14 protein-coding genes and 2 pseudogenes are annotated in these 20,192 nt (G+C 60.1%); 6 read left to right on the forward strand and 10 right to left on the reverse strand.

What is annotated here, in order from left to right:
* Positions 1-40: 40 nt before the first annotated feature.
* Both panD and bioB read right to left on the reverse strand, forming a co-directional pair.
* Positions 41-394: an aspartate 1-decarboxylase gene (gene panD / locus ACH79_RS40200; RefSeq protein ID WP_057856400.1), complete on the reverse strand. Its 354-nt coding sequence runs from the start codon at positions 392-394 to the stop codon at positions 41-43.
* A gap of 54 nt (positions 395-448) precedes the next feature.
* Positions 449-1,444, reverse strand: coding sequence for a biotin synthase BioB (gene bioB / locus ACH79_RS40205; RefSeq protein ID WP_161855694.1), 996 nt, complete (start codon positions 1,442-1,444; stop codon positions 449-451).
* Between the two features lie 304 nt (positions 1,445-1,748).
* On the opposite strand from bioB, the gene ACH79_RS40210 reads away from it, so the two are divergent.
* The 5 genes from ACH79_RS40210 to ACH79_RS44915 all read left to right on the forward strand — a co-directional run bounded on the left by ACH79_RS40210 (position 1,749) and on the right by ACH79_RS44915 (position 6,067).
* On the forward strand, positions 1,749-2,378 hold the full coding sequence (locus ACH79_RS40210) for a GntR family transcriptional regulator (RefSeq protein ID WP_161855695.1): 630 nt from the start codon (positions 1,749-1,751) through the stop codon (positions 2,376-2,378).
* A 172-nt stretch (positions 2,379-2,550) separates the two neighbouring features.
* Positions 2,551-2,862 (forward strand): Dabb family protein, encoded by a 312-nt coding sequence (locus tag ACH79_RS40215; protein ID WP_161855696.1) that lies wholly within the window; start codon positions 2,551-2,553, stop codon positions 2,860-2,862.
* Positions 2,863-3,010: 148 nt separating this feature from the next.
* A complete protein-coding gene (pabB, locus tag ACH79_RS40220; protein ID WP_202639355.1) occupies positions 3,011-4,405 on the forward strand; it encodes an aminodeoxychorismate synthase component I in 1,395 nt (464 codons plus the stop codon).
* On the forward strand, positions 4,402-4,986 hold the full coding sequence (locus ACH79_RS40225; RefSeq protein ID WP_057856396.1) for an aminodeoxychorismate/anthranilate synthase component II: 585 nt from the start codon (positions 4,402-4,404) through the stop codon (positions 4,984-4,986). The genes pabB and ACH79_RS40225 overlap by 4 nt, the downstream gene beginning before the upstream one ends.
* A gap of 949 nt (positions 4,987-5,935) precedes the next feature.
* Positions 5,936-6,067, forward strand: coding sequence for a hypothetical protein (locus tag ACH79_RS44915; protein ID WP_256380293.1), 132 nt, complete (start codon positions 5,936-5,938; stop codon positions 6,065-6,067).
* Between the two features lie 168 nt (positions 6,068-6,235).
* On the opposite strand, the gene ACH79_RS40230 is transcribed toward ACH79_RS44915, so the two are convergent.
* The 3 genes and pseudogenes from ACH79_RS40230 to ACH79_RS40240 form a co-directional block, all read right to left on the reverse strand.
* A complete protein-coding gene (locus tag ACH79_RS40230) occupies positions 6,236-7,063 on the reverse strand; it encodes a citryl-CoA lyase (RefSeq protein WP_057856394.1) in 828 nt (275 codons plus the stop codon).
* 64 nt (positions 7,064-7,127) lie between these two features.
* Positions 7,128-8,384 (reverse strand): CaiB/BaiF CoA-transferase family protein, encoded by a 1,257-nt coding sequence (locus ACH79_RS40235; protein ID WP_161855697.1) that lies wholly within the window; start codon positions 8,382-8,384, stop codon positions 7,128-7,130.
* A 42-nt stretch (positions 8,385-8,426) separates the two neighbouring features.
* Positions 8,427-9,484 (reverse strand): annotated as a pseudogene (locus tag ACH79_RS40240) (ATP-binding cassette domain-containing protein).
* Positions 9,485-9,603: 119 nt separating this feature from the next.
* Here ACH79_RS40240 and ACH79_RS40245 point away from each other — a divergent pair.
* Positions 9,604-10,293: an IclR family transcriptional regulator gene (locus ACH79_RS40245; protein WP_161855698.1), complete on the forward strand. Its 690-nt coding sequence runs from the start codon at positions 9,604-9,606 to the stop codon at positions 10,291-10,293.
* A gap of 1,969 nt (positions 10,294-12,262) precedes the next feature.
* Here ACH79_RS40245 and ACH79_RS40250 read toward each other — a convergent pair.
* The 5 genes and pseudogenes from ACH79_RS40250 to ACH79_RS40270 all read right to left on the reverse strand — a co-directional run bounded on the left by ACH79_RS40250 (position 12,263) and on the right by ACH79_RS40270 (position 20,080).
* On the reverse strand, positions 12,263-13,504 hold the full coding sequence (locus tag ACH79_RS40250; protein ID WP_161855699.1) for a Fic family protein: 1,242 nt from the start codon (positions 13,502-13,504) through the stop codon (positions 12,263-12,265).
* A gap of 632 nt (positions 13,505-14,136) precedes the next feature.
* Positions 14,137-16,374, reverse strand: a complete 2,238-nt coding sequence (locus tag ACH79_RS40255; RefSeq protein ID WP_161855700.1) for a DEAD/DEAH box helicase — start codon at positions 16,372-16,374, stop codon at positions 14,137-14,139.
* Positions 16,343-17,676 (reverse strand): annotated as a pseudogene (locus tag ACH79_RS40260) (ATP-binding protein). The gene ACH79_RS40255 and the pseudogene ACH79_RS40260 overlap by 32 nt, the downstream one beginning before the upstream one ends.
* On the reverse strand, positions 17,673-19,079 hold the full coding sequence (locus ACH79_RS40265; RefSeq protein ID WP_161855701.1) for a tellurite resistance TerB C-terminal domain-containing protein: 1,407 nt from the start codon (positions 19,077-19,079) through the stop codon (positions 17,673-17,675). The pseudogene ACH79_RS40260 and the gene ACH79_RS40265 overlap by 4 nt, the downstream one beginning before the upstream one ends.
* A 32-nt stretch (positions 19,080-19,111) precedes the next feature.
* Positions 19,112-20,080: an IS481 family transposase gene (locus ACH79_RS40270; protein WP_161855422.1), complete on the reverse strand. Its 969-nt coding sequence runs from the start codon at positions 20,078-20,080 to the stop codon at positions 19,112-19,114.
* Positions 20,081-20,192: the final 112 nt, after the last annotated feature.

Consider the following 20,192-nt stretch of genomic DNA (forward strand, 5'->3'; position numbering starts at 1 on the left):
GCAGCCAAGAACAAGGCTTCATCCATCGGCCTTCATGTTTTCAACCCGGTAAGATGCGATTTTCTTGATCAACCAGCACAACGCGTGGTCTAAAGATTTTCGCTTCCGCCTCTTCGAAGGAGGCATATGCGACGATGATGATCTTCTCTCCGGGCATCGCGACTCGAGCGGCCGCACCGTTGAGGCTTATCGTGCTAGAGCCCTTGGGCGCCTCGATCACATAGGTAGCAAAGCGCGCTCCGGTTTCGATATTATAGATTTCAACACGCTCGTTTATCAAAAATCCCGCCGCATCCAGCAGCGTACGATCGATCGATATCGAGCCGTCATAGTGCAGATCGGCTTCGGTTACCGACGCGCGATGGATTTTACCTTTCATCAAAGTAATCTGCATTGTTCACCTAGACTGAAAATTTTGTGGGAGGTGTTCGCCGCTGGTCTGCTTTACTCAGGCAAGCCCGGACGTGATACCGAGCCGGTTCAGCAAATCGGCATCCCGGTCGGATTTCGGGTTTTCGGTCGTCAACAGCACATCACCGATGAAGATTGAATTCGCGCCGGCCAAAAAACACAACGCCTGTAGTTCATCGGTCATGTATTGCCGTCCGGCGGACAACCGCACCACGCTCTTGGGCATCATGATCCGGGCCGTCGCCACCAGGCGCACCTGCGCGATCGGATCAGGGCGCTCGGCGGTGGCGTAGACCGGTACGCCCTTGACCTCGTTCCAGAGGTTGATCGGCACGCTTTCCGGATGCTTTTGGAGATTAGCGAGCAGCACGAGCATGCCGAGTCGGTCCTCGGCACGCTCGCCCATGCCGATAATGCCGCCGCTGCACACCTTGATGCCACCCTCGCGCACGTGCGCAAGTGTATCGATGCGGTCTTGTAAGGTGCGAGTGGTGATGACTCTGCCGTAGAACTCCGGCGAGGTGTCGACATTGTGATTGTAGAAGTCGAGCCCGGCCTCAGCGAGCCGTGCGGCCTGCCCCAAGGTCAGCATGCCGAGAGTGACGCAGGTTTCCAGGCCCAGAGCCTTGACCGCGCTGACCATCTCGCAGACCTGATCGAGATCGCGGTCCTTTGGATTGCGCCAGGCGGCGGCCATGCAGAAGCGGCTCGCGCCGGCGTCCTTGGCGCGCTGCGCGGTGGCGACCACATCAGTGCGAGCCATTAGGCGGCTGGCTTTCAGGCCGGTGTCGTAATACGCGCTCTGGGCGCAGTAGCCGCAGTCTTCGGGACAGCCGCCGGTCTTGATGCTGAGTAGACTTGCGGTTTCGATGTGATTTGGATCGAAGCTTTCGCGATGAACGCTCTGCGCCCTAAACATCAGGTCGACAAAAGGCAGGCCATAAAGTGCTTCGGCCTCGGCGCGCTCCCAGTCACTGCGAACCGGCGCGCTGTTGCCGTTTTCGTTCCTTTGCACTCCCACGCCATGAACCATTTAGACTTGCTTTCCTATTAGCGCTTACCGTAGATAATTAAAGATATAATCTATAACATTTGCTCACGGCAACAGTACTTGAACATTGAGGAGATGACCTTCGGCGCAGCTTGCAGGCGTCCAGATGAGCGCTCAAGGCAAAGATGTAAAGTGGCGTTGGCGCCTAAGGACCGCGAAATAAGCCTAGATTTGGAGAAATGCCGCAAAATCAGGGCACCTAATACGACTTTGACGCCTGGCCGTTGCGCATGGCCAGGCACTCGCCTGCTTCCCGAGTGCAAACGTTTATGATAGATAATCTATAATGACTGAGAATACGACGACCGCGGAGCGCATTGCAGAGGCAATCGGCGAGCGCATCATCAGCGGCGAGCTGCAGCCGGACGCCCCGCTCCGGCAGGACCACATCGCGCGAGAATTCAATTCCAGCCACGTCCCGGTGCGCGAGGCCTTTCGGCAACTTCAGGCCCAACATCTTGTCGTTGCCGTGCCCCGTCGCGGTGTGCGAGTTGCCCCACTTAATATCAATTCCGTGAAGGAGATCGCCGAGATGCGCGCCGCGCTCGAAGTGGTCGCGTTGCGCAATGCGGCGCCAAAGCTCACCTCGAGCCATTTGGCACGGATCGAGCTCGCCCTGATTGAAGGTGACACCGCCCAGACCATTCAGGAGTTTGAAATGGCCAACCGCGCTTTCCACCACGCGCTGGTGGCGCCCTGCGCGATGCCGCGCCTGCTCGCGAGCCTTGACGGACTACAGCTTGCAAATTCACGACTCGTGTTCGCGATGGCGCGCAGTAGCGGCTGGCGACCGCGGTCCAATCAGGATCACCGCCTGATTTTGCAAGCCCTGCGGGCGCGCAACGTCGATCAAGCCTGTAGTCTGCTCGCGCGCCACATTCAAACCATTGAGCGCCTTGCCCTTCCCTCGTCATGACCGCGAACGAGATCTGGCGAGGTCCGTTGCAAACCCCGGGCAAAGCGCAAGAGCGCCAAACCTCCGACCTTTTTGCCGCGCGACGCGGCTTGCGGGTGCGCCCCCGTTGCAGCGGGCTCGATCCCAAGATAGTAAAGCTACCTCCTTGCGACATCACTCCTTAAGGCCACCCATGATTCGTCACATCGTCTTGTTCAGCGCCAAGGATCAGGCCCATATCGAGCAAATCATCGAAGGCTTATCGGTTCTCACCACAATCCCGCATGCACGTCGGCTCGAGATTGCGCGCAATTACAAGACCGACCAGCTCGGTAACGAGATCGACGTGGTGGTGTATGGTGAGTTCGACAACGAGACGGAGCTGGCAGCGTACAAAGCGCATGATCTGTATCAGGAATCGATCAGGCGGGTACGACCCCTTCGGGAGCTACGGTTCGCGGCCGACTATAATGTATCAGCCGATGCGCGGTTCGCTCGACAGTAGCGATAAGCGAAGTTAATGAGCGCTTCGGGTCAACTGGCGGGGGTTAATCTGGCAATCGGTCTCAAAAGCTTGTGGGTGCCAGACGACGGTGGGATTCGCAATCGGAGCGCGTCCCACCAGCCGCCCGTTGTCGGTGACTGACAAGGCGATGCACGTCCGTGAACTGCGGTGGATTGAGCCTGTCACCGCGATGCGCTGTCTCGCGCATCGACCGCACCTGACGTTTCTCGACAGCGCGGCAACGCATGAACTGCTTGGGCGCTATTCCTATCTGAGCTGCGAGCCGTTCAGCACCTATACGGTCACGGACGGACAGGCGAGTTACAACACAGAGGCTCTCGCGGGCGAACCGTGGCGAGCGCTTCGCAGCCTGCTCGCGAGGTGCCTAGAAGAGCATCGTCCCGATCTGCCGCCATTCCAGGGCGGTGCGGCCGGCTTCTTTGCTTATGATCTGAACAGGACACTGGAGCGACTGCCCGCGCCGGCAATCTCCGGTCAGAGGTTGCCGCAATCCATCCTGCATTTCTATGACGTGGTCATCAGCTTCGACCACCGTGACAACAGATGCTGGATCGTCTCGACCGGCTGGCCGGAGCAGGATCCCGCACGACGGCGCGAGCGTGCGCGTCGTCGGGCCGATGAGTTTGCAGCGCTGCTCGACCGCCCAAGGACGCCGCGGAATGACTTCCCCGCCACAGCGGGCGCATGGCATTCTAACTTCAGCCGTGAGGGCTATATGGCGGCGGTGCAGCGCGTCATCGACTTGATTCTGGCTGGCGACGTCTTCCAAGCGAACATTGCGCAGCGCTTCAGCGCTCGCTTATCGAGCTCATTTGATCCGCTGGCCTTCTATTGTCGGCTACGGTCATTGAACCCGGCTCCCTTTGCAGCCCTCCTGCGGTACGGCAAGCTGACCATTGCCTCGAGCTCGCCGGAACGATTCCTCAAGCTTGATGGACGGCAAGTCGAAACGCGCCCCATCAAGGGCACGACCGCGCGCTCCGCTGATTCCAAAGACGACCGGCGCCGCGCTGAACTCCTCCTCGCGTCCGAAAAGGACCGTGCCGAGAACACGATGATCGTCGACCTCCTGCGCAACGATCTGTCACGCGTTTGCACGCCGCAGTCGGTCGAGGTTCCAGCGCTGTGTGCCCTGGAATCCTATGCCTCAGTGCATCACCTCGTGTCGACCGTGACGGGTGAACTTGCCGTAGATGAAGACGCCGTCACCTTATTGCGAGCTTGCTTTCCCGGCGGCTCCATCACCGGGGCGCCCAAGGTGCGATCGATGGAAATCATTGCAGAGATCGAGCGGGTGGCGCGAGAGGTCTATTGCGGGGCGATCGGCTTTATCGGCTTCAACGGGCACATGGATACAAATATCGCGATCCGCACGGTCACGATCGACGATGACTTGGCTCTATTTCATGCAGGAGGCGGGATCACGGCCATGTCGGATCCAGAGGCCGAATACGAGGAGACGCTCGCCAAGGCGCAGCGCATATTTGACGCGTTTCGTGCTGACACACCTGGTGCATCTTGATTGTCATCATCGACAACTACGACTCCTTTGTCTTCAACATTGCCCGCTATTTTCGCCAGCTGGGAGCCGCAACGGCAGTGATCCGGAATGACGTCGTCAGCGTCAGCGATCTTGCCTGCCTCAAGCCGCACGCGCTGGTCCTCTCCCCCGGTCCCTGCACGCCAATGGAGGCCGGACTGTCGACAACCGTAATCCGCGAGCTGTCAGGTCATCTCCCAATTCTCGGCATCTGCCTCGGACACCAGTGTATTGGGAGCGTGTTCGGCGGACGCGTCGCGCGTGCCCGTCGTCCGATGCACGGCCGGTCCTCATACGTCACCCATGACGGCCGCGGACTGTTCAAGAACCTCCCGTCCCCACTTTGCGTTGGCCGCTACCATTCTCTTGTTGTTGAGCTCGATGAGTCATGCGCAATGCAACTAACGGTGACAGCGCGTTCGGATGAAGGCGAGATCATGGCCCTCGCACATCGCTCTCATCCGACCTATGGCGTACAGTTCCACCCGGAATCGATACTTACCCAACAAGGGCAGGTGCTACTGATGAACTTCTTGCGACTCGCAGAGACTTGCCAATCGTGAGGATATCGGAGAGCGTGTCGCACACTTGCCAGCTCAACGCACGGAAGCGAATCGTCACCTTCTACGAGACTGATAGATACTAAGCAGATCGCTTAGGGCAGGGAATGGCAGCAAGTTAAATCAACGTGAAATCGGCGCCGCGATCACCCGACGAAGCTTTGGCGGGCACTAAGCAGCGGTTCCGCCTTGAGCCAAATGCGCCCTTGCGCGGGTGTTACGGACGTTGGTGCCCAGTGGCCCGCGGCCCGGCGTCGGGTCGCGCAACCCCGCCACGTCGCAGGGCGACGGACGATAAGATGTTAATCATAGTCTTGGTCTCCGACTGTTAACGTCGCAGCGAAAAGTGCGTGTGCCGTTCTAAGCCCCCCCAGCAAACGGCCTAGCCTACCCCCGAGCTCGCGGCCTCTCTTCATAGCGGCGTGGAAGTGGTCGGTTTGGCGCCAGGTCCGCTCGCCGCGACCGCAAGGGCCGACGGTCTGAGACCATTCGAACCAAGCAGATTGAAATGGCAGAAAGATGCAGCTTGCCAACGTACCGCTGTTTTGAGGACGTGGCTACATCCTTCTGTATTATGAAGTGCCAAGATCTGCGACGGGACCGCTCGTTCCGAAAAATGAGCTAAACCTACCTACGTGTGCGACACCACCATCTTTCATCAGGGGCACGCGCCAAGGGTGTTATCGCGCCTCATTGCTATGAACACTACGGACCAATGCGGATCGAGCAAGAGACAGTTCGGGCCCTTCGAAATCAGGCAACCTAGTCGTTGGTCCGGACGCTGGTGGAACACGCGGTCCGTTTGGTCGTGCAGTCCGGTCTAACTCGCTAAAGTAGATGGGGCCGGTGGAGGCGATATACAGGCCATTGCAGCCCATGAACGACTCGGAATTCGGTGACCGAGTAACGTATGGATTGTGCCGCGACCAGCATAAGCTCCACGAGCCCATTCATGCAGTTGGCGACCAGAATGCGGCCATCAGCGCAATTCAACCGTTCGGCCAACCTCAATTCGATGGTCAAGGACCAGAAGCCATCGGGTGCAATCCTGAAGATGCGGCTGAAGGGAATATTGACCAGATAAAGATTTCCAGACGCATCGAACGACGGCCCCTCGATGAAGCAGTCAGCCGGGGCTTGCGTACACGGTTTGCGTCCGTCCAATCGGAGCGGACTCCGGGCCGGCGAAATTTGGCGTGCACGGCCGAAAAGACGCGCATTTGGATGAGCTGCGGCAGTCCCTCAAGGTACATCATGGCGCTTCTTTCAGGCCGCGCTTTGGGTGCCCCTGATATTTGTAGGCGAACTGCTTGGGCATTGGCCCTTTATTACGGTCCTTGCGTCCGGTCTGCTCCCATGCATGCGCCAGGATGCCAACCGCGCGTGACAAGCAGAAGATGCCGCGGGCTAGGGGTGGAGCAAAGCCCAGCTCCGCGTAGATGACTGCAGTGGCTCCATCGACGTTCATCGGGATGAGCTTGCCTTTGCGCTCGCGCATGACGCGCTCGATCGCGCGCGCAGCGCTGGCGTAGCGACCGCTGACGGCAGCATCACTGACCGCAGCATCGACTAGTGCGAGCAGCGGGTCAGCGCGCGGGTCGACGGGATGAAACCGGTGACCGAAGCCGGGCAGATATTTGCTGCGCGTGGCGGTGAAATGATCGATTGCCTCAGCGGCAGCCTCATCCATATTCTTGGTCTCGCTGCGTCGCAGGACCTCGTCGTAGAGCTCGATCGCCTGCTCCCCCGCTCCGCCATGCAGGTCGCCGAGCGTGTTGATCGCGGAAGCCATCGCGCCATTGAGCGGAAGCCCACAACTGACAGCCATCTGCGCGATGGCGATAGAAGGTGCATGCGGGCCATGATCCACTGATGCGACCAGTGCAGCCTGCAACAGCCGCTCCTGCGCCGGTGTGGGTAGCTCGCCGCGCAGCATCAACCAGATCATTGCCGGGAAGGAAATATGATCAATCAATTCCTCGATGGTGTATCCGCGGTAGGCGATCCGCCCGGGCGCAATGTCGCATATGGAGGTCCGCCACCAATGGGCGGCCTGCTCTCGCAGCTGCGCTTCGCTCATTCTGTTCTCCGATCTCGTCAGCCTATGTCCGGCCGAAGCTTGCTTGCGCGCAACGCCCTGCCCGTCACGCTGCTCCACCCATCGCCGGGCGGCCCCGCGGAGCTCCTCCTTGACGTCGCGTTCCGGCGGCACCGCTTGCGATAAGGTGCTCAATTTCCGGATGGGTATAACCGAGCCGAGCCAGCCATCGCTCTGTGTCCGCACCGAGCGACGGAGGGAGTGCGGGGACAGGAAACGCCTCATCCAGCCGAAAACCAGGGCGCGTAATGCGTAATGGTAGTTCGCCAGCCCTGCCGAGCGGCAGCGCCTCGATAAAGCCGCGCTCCAGCAACTGCGGCTCGCGCAAAACTTGCGGAACGGTCAGCACACAGCCGGCGGGGACGCCGGCGGCATTCAACAGTACCTCCCACTCCTCCGCAGGCCTGCAGCTCAAGGCCGCATTCAACTCATCGCTAAGCGCCCCGCGGTTCAGTTTACGTGCTTCGCGCTTAGCGAAGCGCGGATCTGTCTTCAGATCCGGCCGGCCGATCAGATCGCAAAGGATCCGGTAGTGTTTCTGCTCATTGGCGGCTATATTCAGCGGGCCGGTTGCGGTACGGAACGTGCCGGAGGGTGCGGCCGTGAAATTCTCGTTCCCCATCGGCCGCGGCTCGACTCCGCCGTTCAGGTGATTGGAAACCACCCATCCCATAGCTGCGATTGTCGCCTCGAGCAGCGACACGTCGATGAACCGGCCCCTGCCCATTTGCTGCTGCTCGACGAGTGCCGCGGAGATGGCAAAGGCGGCCGTTAGCCCGGCGATGGTGTCAGAGATCGGGAAGCCGGTCCGCAGCGGAGCCGTGGCTGCATCACCGGTAATACTCATCGCGCCGGAAAGGCCCTGGACGATCTGGTCGTAGGCCGGGCGGGCGGACCAAGGACCGTTTTGCCCAAAGCCTGAGATCGCACAATATATGAGCCGTGGGTTGCGCTTGCGCAACGCGTCAAAACCTAGACCAAGTCGCTCCATGACCTTGGGCCGGAAGTTTTCGAGAAGGACGTCGGCCTTGGACACCAGCCTGAAAAACACTTCTCTTCCCGCTTCTGACTTCAGATCGAGCGCCACCGACTGCTTACCGGCGTTCACGGCGACGAAGGAGAGGCCCTGAAGGCGCTCTGCCCTTTGCGGATCGGCGCCAAGGCGCCGCGCGAGATCGCCTCCACGGGAGTTTTCGATCTTGATGACCTCCGAGCCGAGGCGCGCGAGATGGTAGCCGCAGAACGGGCCTGCCAATACGTTCGACAGGTCGAGGACACGGATACCGGTGAGCGGCAGGGACATCTGACGAAGCCTTCTTTGCGGTATCTTCGGCCGCTGCGGTTGCTACTGCAGTTGCTGGGTCGCACGCTCGGCGAAGCGATTGGTGAAGTTTTTGGCTGAAGTCGATAGGATCGTCTCGACCAGCGTTATTCCAACATCGCCCCGGAAATCCGGCGTCGACGTCCACTCCCTCATCCTGCCGACGACAAGGGTCGACGGCCCCGGAAACAAGAACGCGTCGATGATGCCTGATCGCCCCCCGAGCTCCGAGATCGGGACAAGAGCGACAAATATGGCGCCTTGCGCGACAACGAGTTTAGTTCGGCCGGCATAGCTCTTCTCCACTTTAGCGCCAGGTAGCGAGCAAATTTCGAGATAGAGCGCGACGAACTCGTCCGTGGTCTGCAGCGCGGAGACGTCCCGGCGATCAGGCAGCGCCTTCCTGAGCTCGCCGACCATCCCGCTTGCAGGCCCCGCGGACATCACGCCGACTTGGTCAGCGAGCGTGATCGCCTCATCGAGATCATGGGTGATGAAGATCAACGAGCGGCGCCCGGCCTGCCGGAGCAGGATGCGGTGCATCAGCCGGCGCGTGTGAACGTCGAGGGCCGAGAAGCGCTCGTCCAGAAGAAATACTCTCGGCTCCGTGATGAGCGTCTGCATCGCCGCGCGCTTGCGTTGCCCGCCTGATAGCTGATGCGGATAACGCTGCTCAAACCCCGTCACGCCGAACCGAGCCTCGGCGCGCGCCTCCTTGACTGACTTGCCCTGAAGGACGAGCCGGAGCCCAATGTTGTCCTGCGCGATCTTCCACGGCATTGGGCCCGCCTGTTGGAGCATGTAGCCGGACTGATCATTCAGTCTCGTGAGCGGCTTGCGGAAGATCTGAACGTCTCCGAGGCGTGTTTGAAGAGGCCTGTGACAGTGTTCAGGATGGTGGACTTGCCGCAATGGGTTGGACCCACCACCGCAACGAACTCCGCGTCGCCTACCTGGACGTTCATGCTTTTGACTGCGATGAATGCGCCGAAGCGGATCATTACCTCGCGCAAGTCAACGGCCAGCGTTGGTGGCGTTCCATTGTCTCGCATTTCAGAACTCGTTCTGTTATGTGCACTCATAGTCCTGCGTGTGAAAAAGGTCAATCTGTTCTGGCAAACAGAACTATCTTCCTCCAAATTTGATAGCCTCTAGCACCTCAATTTTACGGTGGTTCTACTGTTCAGAACTTGGAGTAAGGATGAGCAAGATAGGAGTTGACGCCGTCAGGAGAGCGCTCGCGATTCTGAAAAGTTTCGACCCGGAGCAGTCTGCGATGACGCTGACGCAGATTGCCGAGATGACAGACCTCTACAAGAGCACAGTGCTCCGATTGGCCTCTTCCTTGGAAGCTGATGGCTTTCTCGTCCGCGGCGCGGACCGGTTGTTTCGACCAGGACCGGAATTGTGGCGTCTTGGGGCGCTCTATCAGCGCGGTCTGGATCTTGGCGAAGTCATCCGGCCATCCCTTCGGCGTCTGGTTGAGGCAACGGGAGAAACTGCATCGTTTTATGTTGCAGATGGCGACGAACGCATCTGTCTTTACCGCGTCAATTCTCCACGTTCAGTTCGACATCATCTCGAAGAAGGCCAGCGATTGCCAATTGATTGCGGCGCCGCCGGTCGAATTCTCACTGCATTCCGCGAGCCAACGAACGTAGAAGGGAAGAAGATCCGCGATAGAGGCTTTTATGTTTCGATCGGAGAGCGGGATCCGGAGGCCGCCGCGGCGGCCGTGCCGTTGATGGACGTACACGGCAACCTGAGGGGTGCCCTTTCGCTATCAGCGATCAAGACGCGCTTCGATGCCAAAGCCCGCAAGGCGGCAATCGAGGCTCTCAAATCGGAAGCCAAGGCCTTAGCGGGGTTACTGCCCGCAAGCGAATACTGATCTTTGAGGGCATCTGCTTTGCGCCATTTTGTAAAGAAGCAGACGCGGCTTCGGCAAAGGCTGGCAATGTCTTATGGCGCAGCATGAGGCAATCAGGCATTTCCCGACTGTTCAGAGGCGGAGCAGCCACATTGAACGATCGACAACAGAGATGATGGAGGCGAATGGCATTCACATGCGATTCGATGCGCCCGCCACGCTTCGCAAATGGCCCTCCATAAACAACAAACGACGTGCAGACAGAAGCTCCTATCAGCTGGCGGAAGGCACGCTGGACGACTGCATACGAGAGTTTATGACGAAGCCTGAGGTCACACGTCATCTTTACGAGATCCACACAGCGCCACAGCCTCCGCTCGTAACGGAAATCTTGTTAGCCGATCACATCACGGAACTCGCCAGATTCCGAAGCTTTCTCTGATCGGGATGTTCCTGTCGGCACGTCTGGACCAGGCGAAGGTCAGCCTCAAATCGGTGAGTCTCAGATCAGGGACAACAATTCCGCTTCGCCCTCGAAAGCAGAGCTGTACGTCAGTGCCGCCTTCGTCCTTGAGACCGGCTAGCCGGAGCACTGGCTCTTATTCAAAGCACATGCAGCTGCCCGCTGCGCGTCTTGTGCCGACGTCCCAGCCACGAACTGTCCCGTCCGCGCGGTGGGCCCTCTGAGTGCCGTCTTCCCATCGCCATGATGGTGGTGCCCATCGCGAGGAGCTGAGGGTGATGATGACGCCGTAGAGGCCTTGCCATGCCTGCTGAGTCCGCCCGATTGATCAACCGAATCGAACGCTCGGCGACCTCCAGTGCCGTCAGCTTAGTCAGCGGCTTGAGCCAAATCGCGCTGGTCGTTCGCAACTGGAGTGAGATCGCGCGATCTGCCAAAGGGCGACGTTGCGCCTGGGATCTTCGTCATCAAATCAGCGTTGTTGCGCCAAAGGGCGATGCGCAAACCACCGACGTTCGGCCAACCAAAACGTCACGCCACGCGCAAGTTCTACAAAGCGGCGATCGACAGTAAGCTCGCTCGGTAATAGCAGGCAGTTCCTGACAATGATGTCGCCACAAATCATAAAGGCGATAAAGCAGGCCGCTTTGGAGGACGACCGCGCCGCGTGGGATGTAATGGAGGAAGCCGTGACACAACAGCTGGAGCGACGAAACTACAAATGAGGGGCGCTTGCGAGCGACCGCAAATGTCTCTCCCACGCTTGAATAGTTAGAGCCCGTCTTTCATAGCGGTTTCATTCCAGTTTCGAGTCCTGCCTGGATCGCCCTTGCGGTTTAGGTTGTTGGTCCACGTCAAGAACGACTCGCTCGGGCTATAATAGCGATTTGATTCAGGGCTTTAAGAACGAGACGATTTCGTAAATTCGATGCCTATCAGGGGAAATCGGCGGCCGGGCCCGGAGCCAAACATTAACGCCGCTAAGATTTCGCCGTAAGGAAGATAATAGGTTTCGCGGTGATCGCAAGCGATCGATGACCGCAGGCTGTCAACAATTGTCAGCACCACGATCGGCGCTGCTGCTGGTGCTGACGATGATGATGCCGGTGGCGATGATCGTCTCATGCTCGCTCTGTGTCGATCAACACGCCGATGAGCAGCGGCATCATGCTGATCATCGGCGTAGCGTCGGCCGATGATCGGCGCTTCTTATGCTACTTTGAGCCTTGTGCTGCCGGAGCCCCGCGCCTTACGACGACAGATCTGAAGGGAAGCTGCAGGGTCGACTAGACGCTCTACTGCCCACTTTCGCTCCCGACCGGACGACATTCCGATCCAATTGATGGATCAGGCGCTACTGATCGCCGGCGGCGCCACCGATGATGATGATCGTCTGGTGCCGGCCACCATGATCGTAATGCCAGCATCTCGATCGTGCCGGTGATGATCGTCAGCCTGCCATCTTACGGGCTATTAACCACCAACCGCAGGGAAGATCGACTGCCTGGTCCTCGAATGTAACGCGGATCACGGCCCTTTTGGGCCGGCCGAAACTGCGTCCGGATCAATCTCGTCCGGATCGACCTCGGCAAAGATAGGCTCTTCGCCGAACGGGCGGTTGATGATCGCGAGAGCTTCGGGAGCGCCGTAGATTCGATTGCGCGCGTATCCGGTCCTCTCTTGCAGAATGCCGGCTTCTTGCAATTGCGCGATGCCCTGATTTATCTGTGCAGGCGAGATATCGAGCAGTTGGCCGAGCCGCTTCGCAGTCACGACCGGATAGTTATGAAGCTCATCCAAGGCTCGCATGGCTGCAGATCCCTTTCGGAATTTTCGGCGCTGCCTCCAGCGCTCGGACAATTCCGAAAGTGCCGTCCGGGTTCGGATGAGTTCTTCGACGGTACCGGTCACGGCGTCGGCCATGAAGGTGATGATGGGCTCCCAGTCGAGCCGTTGTTGAGCATCCTTAAGCGAAGCGTAGTACGCACTCTTTTTGCTTTCGATGTAAGGCGAAAGGTACAGAGGCACATGCTTCTCCGCCGCCATCATGAGTGGAAGTAGAAGGCGACCGACACGTCCGTTGCCGTCGCGAAAGGGGTGCACTGCCTCGAAATGGGTGTGCGCGATCGCCATGCGCGTGATGAATCCTTGCGTCATCTGCTGCATCCCCTCGTTCCGTAGGTAATCGACCGTTTGGGCGAGGCAGGCGGGGACGTCGGCAGGAGGGGGAGGATTCAAACTAGAATATGCGATGTCTTTGTTTCCGCCGATCCACACAACGCGCGTGCGGAGGTCGCCGGGAACGTCCTGGTAGTCGGGGTCATCCTTCATCACGGCGTGATGGAGATCCTTGATCAGGTCCATCGTGAAGACGCTGTAGCCGTCCTTGGCGGCTCTCGGGATGAATCCGTCCAAGGCAACGGCGTAGTTGCGGACTTGGCGCGCTTCGTCCCGGGCGCCGTCGTCACCCGACTCTTCGACGGAAAGCAGTTCGTCAAGAGTACTCTGGGTGCCCTCAATCGACGAGGAACTGACTGCCTCGCGTCTGGTAAGGACCCGACTGACGATGTAGGGGTCCTTCATCTGGGCCGCGATGGCATCGACCTTGCCGAAGGCCGCTTGAGCGGCGTCCAAGGCCTTCGTCGCTCCTCCAACGAAGACGCCGTCCTCCGGGGGGGCAGGCGGGACGATCCCGTAATGGGAGTCGTAGGGCGGCGGTAGCCTTTTAAGGCTCTCGCGGATCGTGTGGCTGAGATCGCTGCGCTTCATGGGAACCCAAAATAGAAGTCGTATTTTCCTATGTATATTTTGGGTTCCTACAAAAAGCCACAACAGGCTGCGATCGCGAGGGCGCTTATTTTGGCTTTCGAAAGTTTCAGCCGGGTTATGTTCCCTATATGTTCCATTAACGAAGGCTATTGCAAGCGGCAACATGCCTGCCGTCCCCCTCAGTGCTCCAGGATCCACCCATCGCTGGGGTGCAGCACCCCTTCGCACCTCGGCCGTCCTGAAGGCCACCTGCAAGCTGGCCATGGTCATGACGTGCACGCCAGGTTCGTTGCGACGCGCGGCATGTACCCGTACGATGACCGGCGAGAGACGTATGAACGACCACCCTTCTGCGCACTTGCATCTGCCGACGAAAAGCCCCGCCTTTGGTGCACCTCGAGTTGACAGTATTTTGGCGCAGCCTGAGTCCTTGAAAGGCGCGGAATGCTCTCACCGGTTGAACTCTTCGGCAACTTCGCCCGATCAAGAAGGCGCCGGCTCGACGCCGTGATCGGTAACAACATGCCGCTCGAAATCCGAAAAACCAGTCCTACCATTTTACCGCGGCCTCCGGGGGGATTCGATCTTCTTTGCCGGAGCTACACACGCGTCTAGTGAGGATCGGCGGATGGTCAGCGCAAAGTCTTAGCGATTGCCGTGGCCGTGCCAACGAACTGCCCATTCTGAAGTGCCCACTGCTTCTGAGCGAGCGCCTCCGGTACGAAGTCCTGAAACTTGCCTGAGCGAACGTTCTTCACGAAAGCTGCGACGTCCATAGGGTCGAGCGCGGACATGCAGCCGAATTTCTCCAGAATGGGCACCATCTGCGCCGGCGTGGTCTCGGGCACGGTCACTCCCAAATCGTGGACACCGCACTCCAAGCCGGCCATTCCGAGCGCAGCGCTGAAGACGGCCGTGGTCTGCGAGCCCCTCCAGACGAAGAGGTGGAGGTCGCGCTCTTCCTGAATGAGGGAGCGCCGATCGAGGTCGAGCGCCCGAAAGGTATCGCGCCCTTCGGCCAACAGTTCTTGGGCTGCCTTGTCCAGGTATTCCGGAACATCGTTGTCGAGGTAGACCGCCCTCATCTCGGCCAACAATCGGTCGTGCGCGGCCTCACCGTGAGACGGCTCGAACCGCGGCACCATGCCTCCCGGATGCGGAGCGACCGACAGGACCTTTCCGGCCTCGTCGACCTCGAGAACGATCCACCGTTGCCCGGCGAAGACCACCAGGCTGTCCTTGTGAACCGGGAACGAGATCGGGAGAGTGCCGAGCGTGCGCCCGGCCGCGGTGAGCCGCCATTCCTCCGAAGTCTCGAACACAGCGAAGAAATCGCGCGACTGCACGATCTTCTCGCCCTCCGAACCGAGCATCAGGACGCCGTCTGGCGCCTGTTCGATCATCCGGACCTCACCGGATCCCAGATGACGCAGCAGCTGCGCGAAGTCCGCCCTATCGATCGAGTTGAACGGTCCCGGCCCGCACAGCAGATCGAACAACGGCTTCGGACGGATGCCGCCCCGTTCGGCGATGACGGACAGAACTTGATGGATCAGCGTGGAGGTCGTTTCGGGGCTGGGCGCAGCAGGCTCGACGAACCCAGCCAGCAGCAAGCGGACGACAGCCACTGACCGGATAGTATTCGGACGCAATTGGTCGAGGATCCCCGACTTGACGTCGACGTAGGGCTCGCGAACGTACACGCGTAGGATCGACGGGGTCCCGCGCCGCCGACCAGTTCGGCCGAGACGCTGTCGCAGCGACGAAAGAGAGCGAGGCGCGCCGACCTGGGCGACCGATTTGACGGAGCCGATGTCGACGCCAAGCTCGAGGGTGGACGTACATACCGCCGTCGTCGGCAGACTGCCGTCCTTCAGCCGAATCTCGAGATCCTCTCGGAGAACCTTCGAAAGACTGCCGTGATGAGGATAGAACTCATTCGAAACGCCCGCTTTCTCGCATCGACGCCTAAGACGGTCGGCGGCCGACTCCACGGTTCGCCGAGACCCGCCGAAGACCAGATTGTTCGTGCCGCGCAAGGTCGAAAATAGATGGTCACAGATCGCGTCCAGCGCGATGCGCTTAGGCGCTTGAGCGTCTTGGCTGGCTCCTTCCGCATGATCGGGATCGTCGAGATCCGGCGGCTCGACGTAGCCACGTATCTGGAGCCGCAACTCCGGAGAATCCGCCTTCGCGACGAGAAGGTCGACATTTTGCGGAGCCGACGGACGAAGCCAGGCCGTAGCTTGGGTCAGATCACCGATGGTAGCCGACAATCCGACTCTGCGGGCTGGCTTCTGAGCCATCGCGTCGATGCGCTTCAGGAGGCTGGCCACATGCAGTCCGCGCGGACCCTGCAGGAACGCGTGGAGTTCGTCGACCACGATAAAGTCTGCCGACGCAAAAAGGCGATGCGCATCGCCCGGGCGCCGCGTCAACATCGCCTCGATCGATTCAGGCGTAATCAGCGCGATACCCGAAGGCTTCGCGATGGCCTTCCGCTTTTCCGCCTGAGAGGCGTCCCCATGCCATATGACGACAGGGATCTCCATCGCTTCGCAGAGTTCATCCAGCCGCCGGAATTGGTCGTTGATCAACGCCTTCAGAGGGCTGACGTAGATTGCAGAGAATCCGTCACCCTTCCTATCCGTGATCAAAGTCAGGATGGGCAGGAACGCCGCCTCCGTCTTTCCGGCGGCGGTCGCAGCAGCGATTACGACGTCCCCCGCCCCGTCGAGAATGGTGCCGATGGAGCGTGCCTGGATTTCGCGAAGTTCATCCCAGCCTTGGTCGCGTATCCAACGTCTGATCTTTGGATGAAGCCGACCGAAGGCCCCTTCAGTTGCCGATACGGAGACTGGTGAGCTCATCGCCCTCCCCTCCCGCGGACTGCGTCGTTTCCTCCGTGACGGCGATATCGGGCGCATCGGGCGCAATCTGGATCCCGCCGATCAGGTCCTGCCAGCGTGCGCCTGGGTTCTGTTCAAGAACGGCGAGCATCTGCACGAACGCGCGGACGGTGGTGCGTGGCGTCCGGAAATACGCCTCTCCGATGCGGCGATTGCAGTGATCCATGAACGCGGTCAAGGCCTCGTCCGGCACCAGGAACTTCACGGAGTCACCGCTAGCAAAGACGTTCCTGATGTTGGAGAGAAGCACGAGGAGATCTTCCGGCGTGAGGCTCTGCAGTCGGATGACCGGACCGCTATAGTCGACCAGCCCGTTCACCGCGAAGCGGTTTTCGGACAAACGCGATTGAAGCGCTTCGTAACTGTACAGGCCGCGCCGCGTGTCGAGGAGGAATTCCGGCGTCCCGCACATCATGAAGCCGATGCCGGTGGTATTGCCCTGCAGGGCGTCGTTCACGATGCGAAGGATTTCCTCGAAGTTCTGATTGCGGGCCTGGGAATTCTGCAGCTTGTAGATGTTGACCATCTCGTCGAACATCACGATCAGGCCGGCATATCCTGCCAACCGCGTCAGACAGGCGAGGGATTTCAGCGAGTCGTAGACGTTATCATCGTCGATGATGGTCCGCACCCGAGCGCCTGGCGGGCTTCCGTCTTGGTCGAGAACTCCCCGCGGAGCCACCTCAGGGCCGAAGTTTTCAACGACTCGTCGGAATGTTCGCTGCCGCGCCAATAAGCCTTCAGCACGACGGCGAAATCGTATCCCCCGACGAAATCCTGAATGGGAGCGAGCTTCTGATCGATCACGGTCTCCACCGAAAGCTGCCGATCGGCGGCCTCCTTAACGGAGTCCGTGACCAGCCTTTCTATTAGCGCACCCAGCGCGCCGCCGTCCGGCTTCGTGCGAGTGGCCATATTGCGAATGGCCTCTGAGTACAGCGCCCGCGCCTGTCCGCCGCCCGCGTGGATGCGTCTATCCGGTGCAAGATCGGCGTGGACGGTGACGCACTTCCGCTCCAACGCGATGAGACGGATCAGGTTCGCGAAGAACGTCTTGCCGGCACCGTATTCGCCGATAATGAAGCGAACGCCCGCGCCGCCGTCGGAGATTCGTTCGATGTCGCGAACCAGCGCGGTGATCTCCGCCGCGCGGCCGACCTGGATGTGCGGCAGCCCTATGCGTGGCACCACGCCGGCGGCGAGCGCCTGGATGATGGTGTCCCGATCCTTCGCTTTGATCGGGCGTGCAGTGGATGGATTCATGCCGCTTCTCTCAGTTCAGCCAGCCTGTTGCGCAGGTGCTCTACCATGACGACGTACTCGCCGTCCTCGATGATTGCCTCTTCGAATCGGTCAAAGGCCCAATCGTTGATCCGTTCGATGGCCCCGTCCGGCAGCAGCTTGAGGTCCTTCGCGCGCTGCTCGAACTCCGCCCTCGGCAGAGATCCCTTAATTTCGAGGAGCTCGACCAATTCGGCATGTGCGGCGTCGAGCCCATCGAGCGAGCCGGTCGTGCCGGAGACGGCAGGGGATGGTTCGGGCGGCGATGGCGCGTCTTCTTCGAAAATATTCGCTAGGAGCGCCGAAACCGTTTGGGTCTCGCGTTGCGTACGTGCAAGCCGGGCGGCATCTATGCGGATCGTCGATGCCGGCGCCGACTCCGCCTGCGCCTTGGCCGTCTCGGCCGGAATGAGCGCCTTCTCCGAGACGGGGGTCGGTACCTCCTCGGCACGGACTTCTTGTGAGATGGCGACGGGCTCGTCGGCAGGCTGGGTTGGACTTGCGCGATGCAAGGCGGAATACACCCGTTCGTTCGGAAGACCGAGCGCCTTATGGAGCCGCTCCAGAAAGCGCACTGCGCTCGGATCCACGTTCTCGTTGCCAGCGATGATCGCTAGTGCGGCATCGGCGATGATCGTGCGCTCCTCTGGGCTGCGCTCGCCCAGCTTGCGCATTACCCGCTCCTGCTTGGGCGGACTGTTGAACACAGTCGCTGCATAGGCGATCAGCCGTGCCTGCTCGATCGGGGACAGATCCGAGGCGTCTCGAACTCCTGCGACCACGCGCTTCAACTCGTCGGCCGAGGCATCGCCGTCAGCGGCCGCGGCCAACACGGCCACCTCGACCTGAGCCTTCACGGCTCTGTAGCTGGATCGCTCGGAATCGACCTTTCCGCCTACATCGGCTTTGAAGATGATGACCTGATCCTCGAGTTGAGGGACGCCGCTCCCATAGCGGCGATCCGGCTCTATCGCGATGTCGATGCGGTCCAGAGCCGCGCCGAGCTGGTCGGCAAGCGTAGGCGTGACTTTCCCGTTCGCCGGCATGTCGAAGCCCGCCGCCTCCAGCATGTTGCGCATCTTCGTGCTGGCGCGTTTGTGTTCGCCCATCGAGCGGTGCATCTTCTGGCCAAAGAGGTGAATGCGGCCATCCGCAGGGTCTCGTTGCAGCGGCTCCGGCAACAAAAGTGCGGCCTGCATAGACTCGCGGGAGTCGGGACGCCGTCCGAACGGCCAATAGGGCATCGAACTTCCTTCGACGTCAGGGCGAGTTGCGCTCGCGGAGAGCTTCGGATTGATCGCGTACTGATCCGTCGAGCGCCGGTCGTCCAACTTCACGAAATCGCCCAGATAGAACAACCCGCCCGGGATCTGCGCGCCCTGCACGACCACAGTTTCCGAAGGATCAACCCACCGCTCTAGCTGTGGAGCCTCAACAGGTTGTTCCTGGTCAGAGCGAGTCTGCTGATCGGCGGCATCGAACCGATACTGCCATGCGGCCGGTGCCAATTGTAGCGGTGAAGCCATTTGGGCAGCTCGGCGGCTCGTTCTTTTGAGGTGTTGTACGCGCGGGCATAGGCCCACTCGCGCAGGCTGGTCTGAATGAAGCGCTCGGCCTTGCCGTTGGTCTTCGGCGTATATGGCTTGGTGCGGATGTGCTTGAGGCCGAGCCGCTTGCAGACTTTGCGGAAGGCAACGGATTTGTAGCAAGATCCGTTGTCGGTCATCACCCGCTCGACCTTGACGCCCAGGCTTGCGTAGTAGGCGATTGCGGCCCTGAGGAAGGCGACGGCGCAGCCCTGTCGCTCGCTCTTCATGACCTTGCTAAAGGCGATCCGGGAAGCATCATCGATACAGACGTGGACATATTCCCAGCCCGGCCCTTCGCCGCGGGCACGCTGGCTGCTCTGACCGGTGCGATCGCCGGTAATGCGATGGCCTACCCGGTTGAACTTGCCGAGCTTTTTGATGTCGAGGTGGATCAGCTCACCGGGATGTTCACGTTCATAGCGCCGCACCGGTTCGGCCGGTTCCAAGTTGCGCAATCGGTTCAACCCCAATCGTCGCAGGATGCGACTGACCGTCGCCGGAGAGATGCCGACCTCGGCCGCGATCTGCTTGCCGACGTAACGTTGACGGCGCAGCGCCTCGACTAAAGCGCATGTGGCAGGCAGGGTCTGGCTTGGCAATGAATGGGGGCGTGAGGAGCGATCACGCAACCCATCAACACCTCCCGCGCGGAAGCGCTTGACCCATTTGGCGACCGTCTTCGCTGTGACGTTGAACTGGAGCGCGGCTGCGGCCTTCGTCAGCCCGCCCTCGATCACGCTCCGTACCATCGCCTCTCGACCTTTCGGCGTCAGAGGCGCATTCTTATGGGTGTCCATTCGGTTCTCCGGGGATTGGCTAAAGCTTCGACAACTTCAGCTTCCTCGTTCAGGACCGGATGGACAACCTCCTGAGAGCTCACAGCTAGAGCCCGCTTTGCTGCCTGCCGGT

Origin of the sequence: Bradyrhizobium sp. CCBAU 051011, assembly GCF_009930815.1 — a bacterium.
Lineage (GTDB): Bacteria > Pseudomonadota > Alphaproteobacteria > Rhizobiales > Xanthobacteraceae > Bradyrhizobium.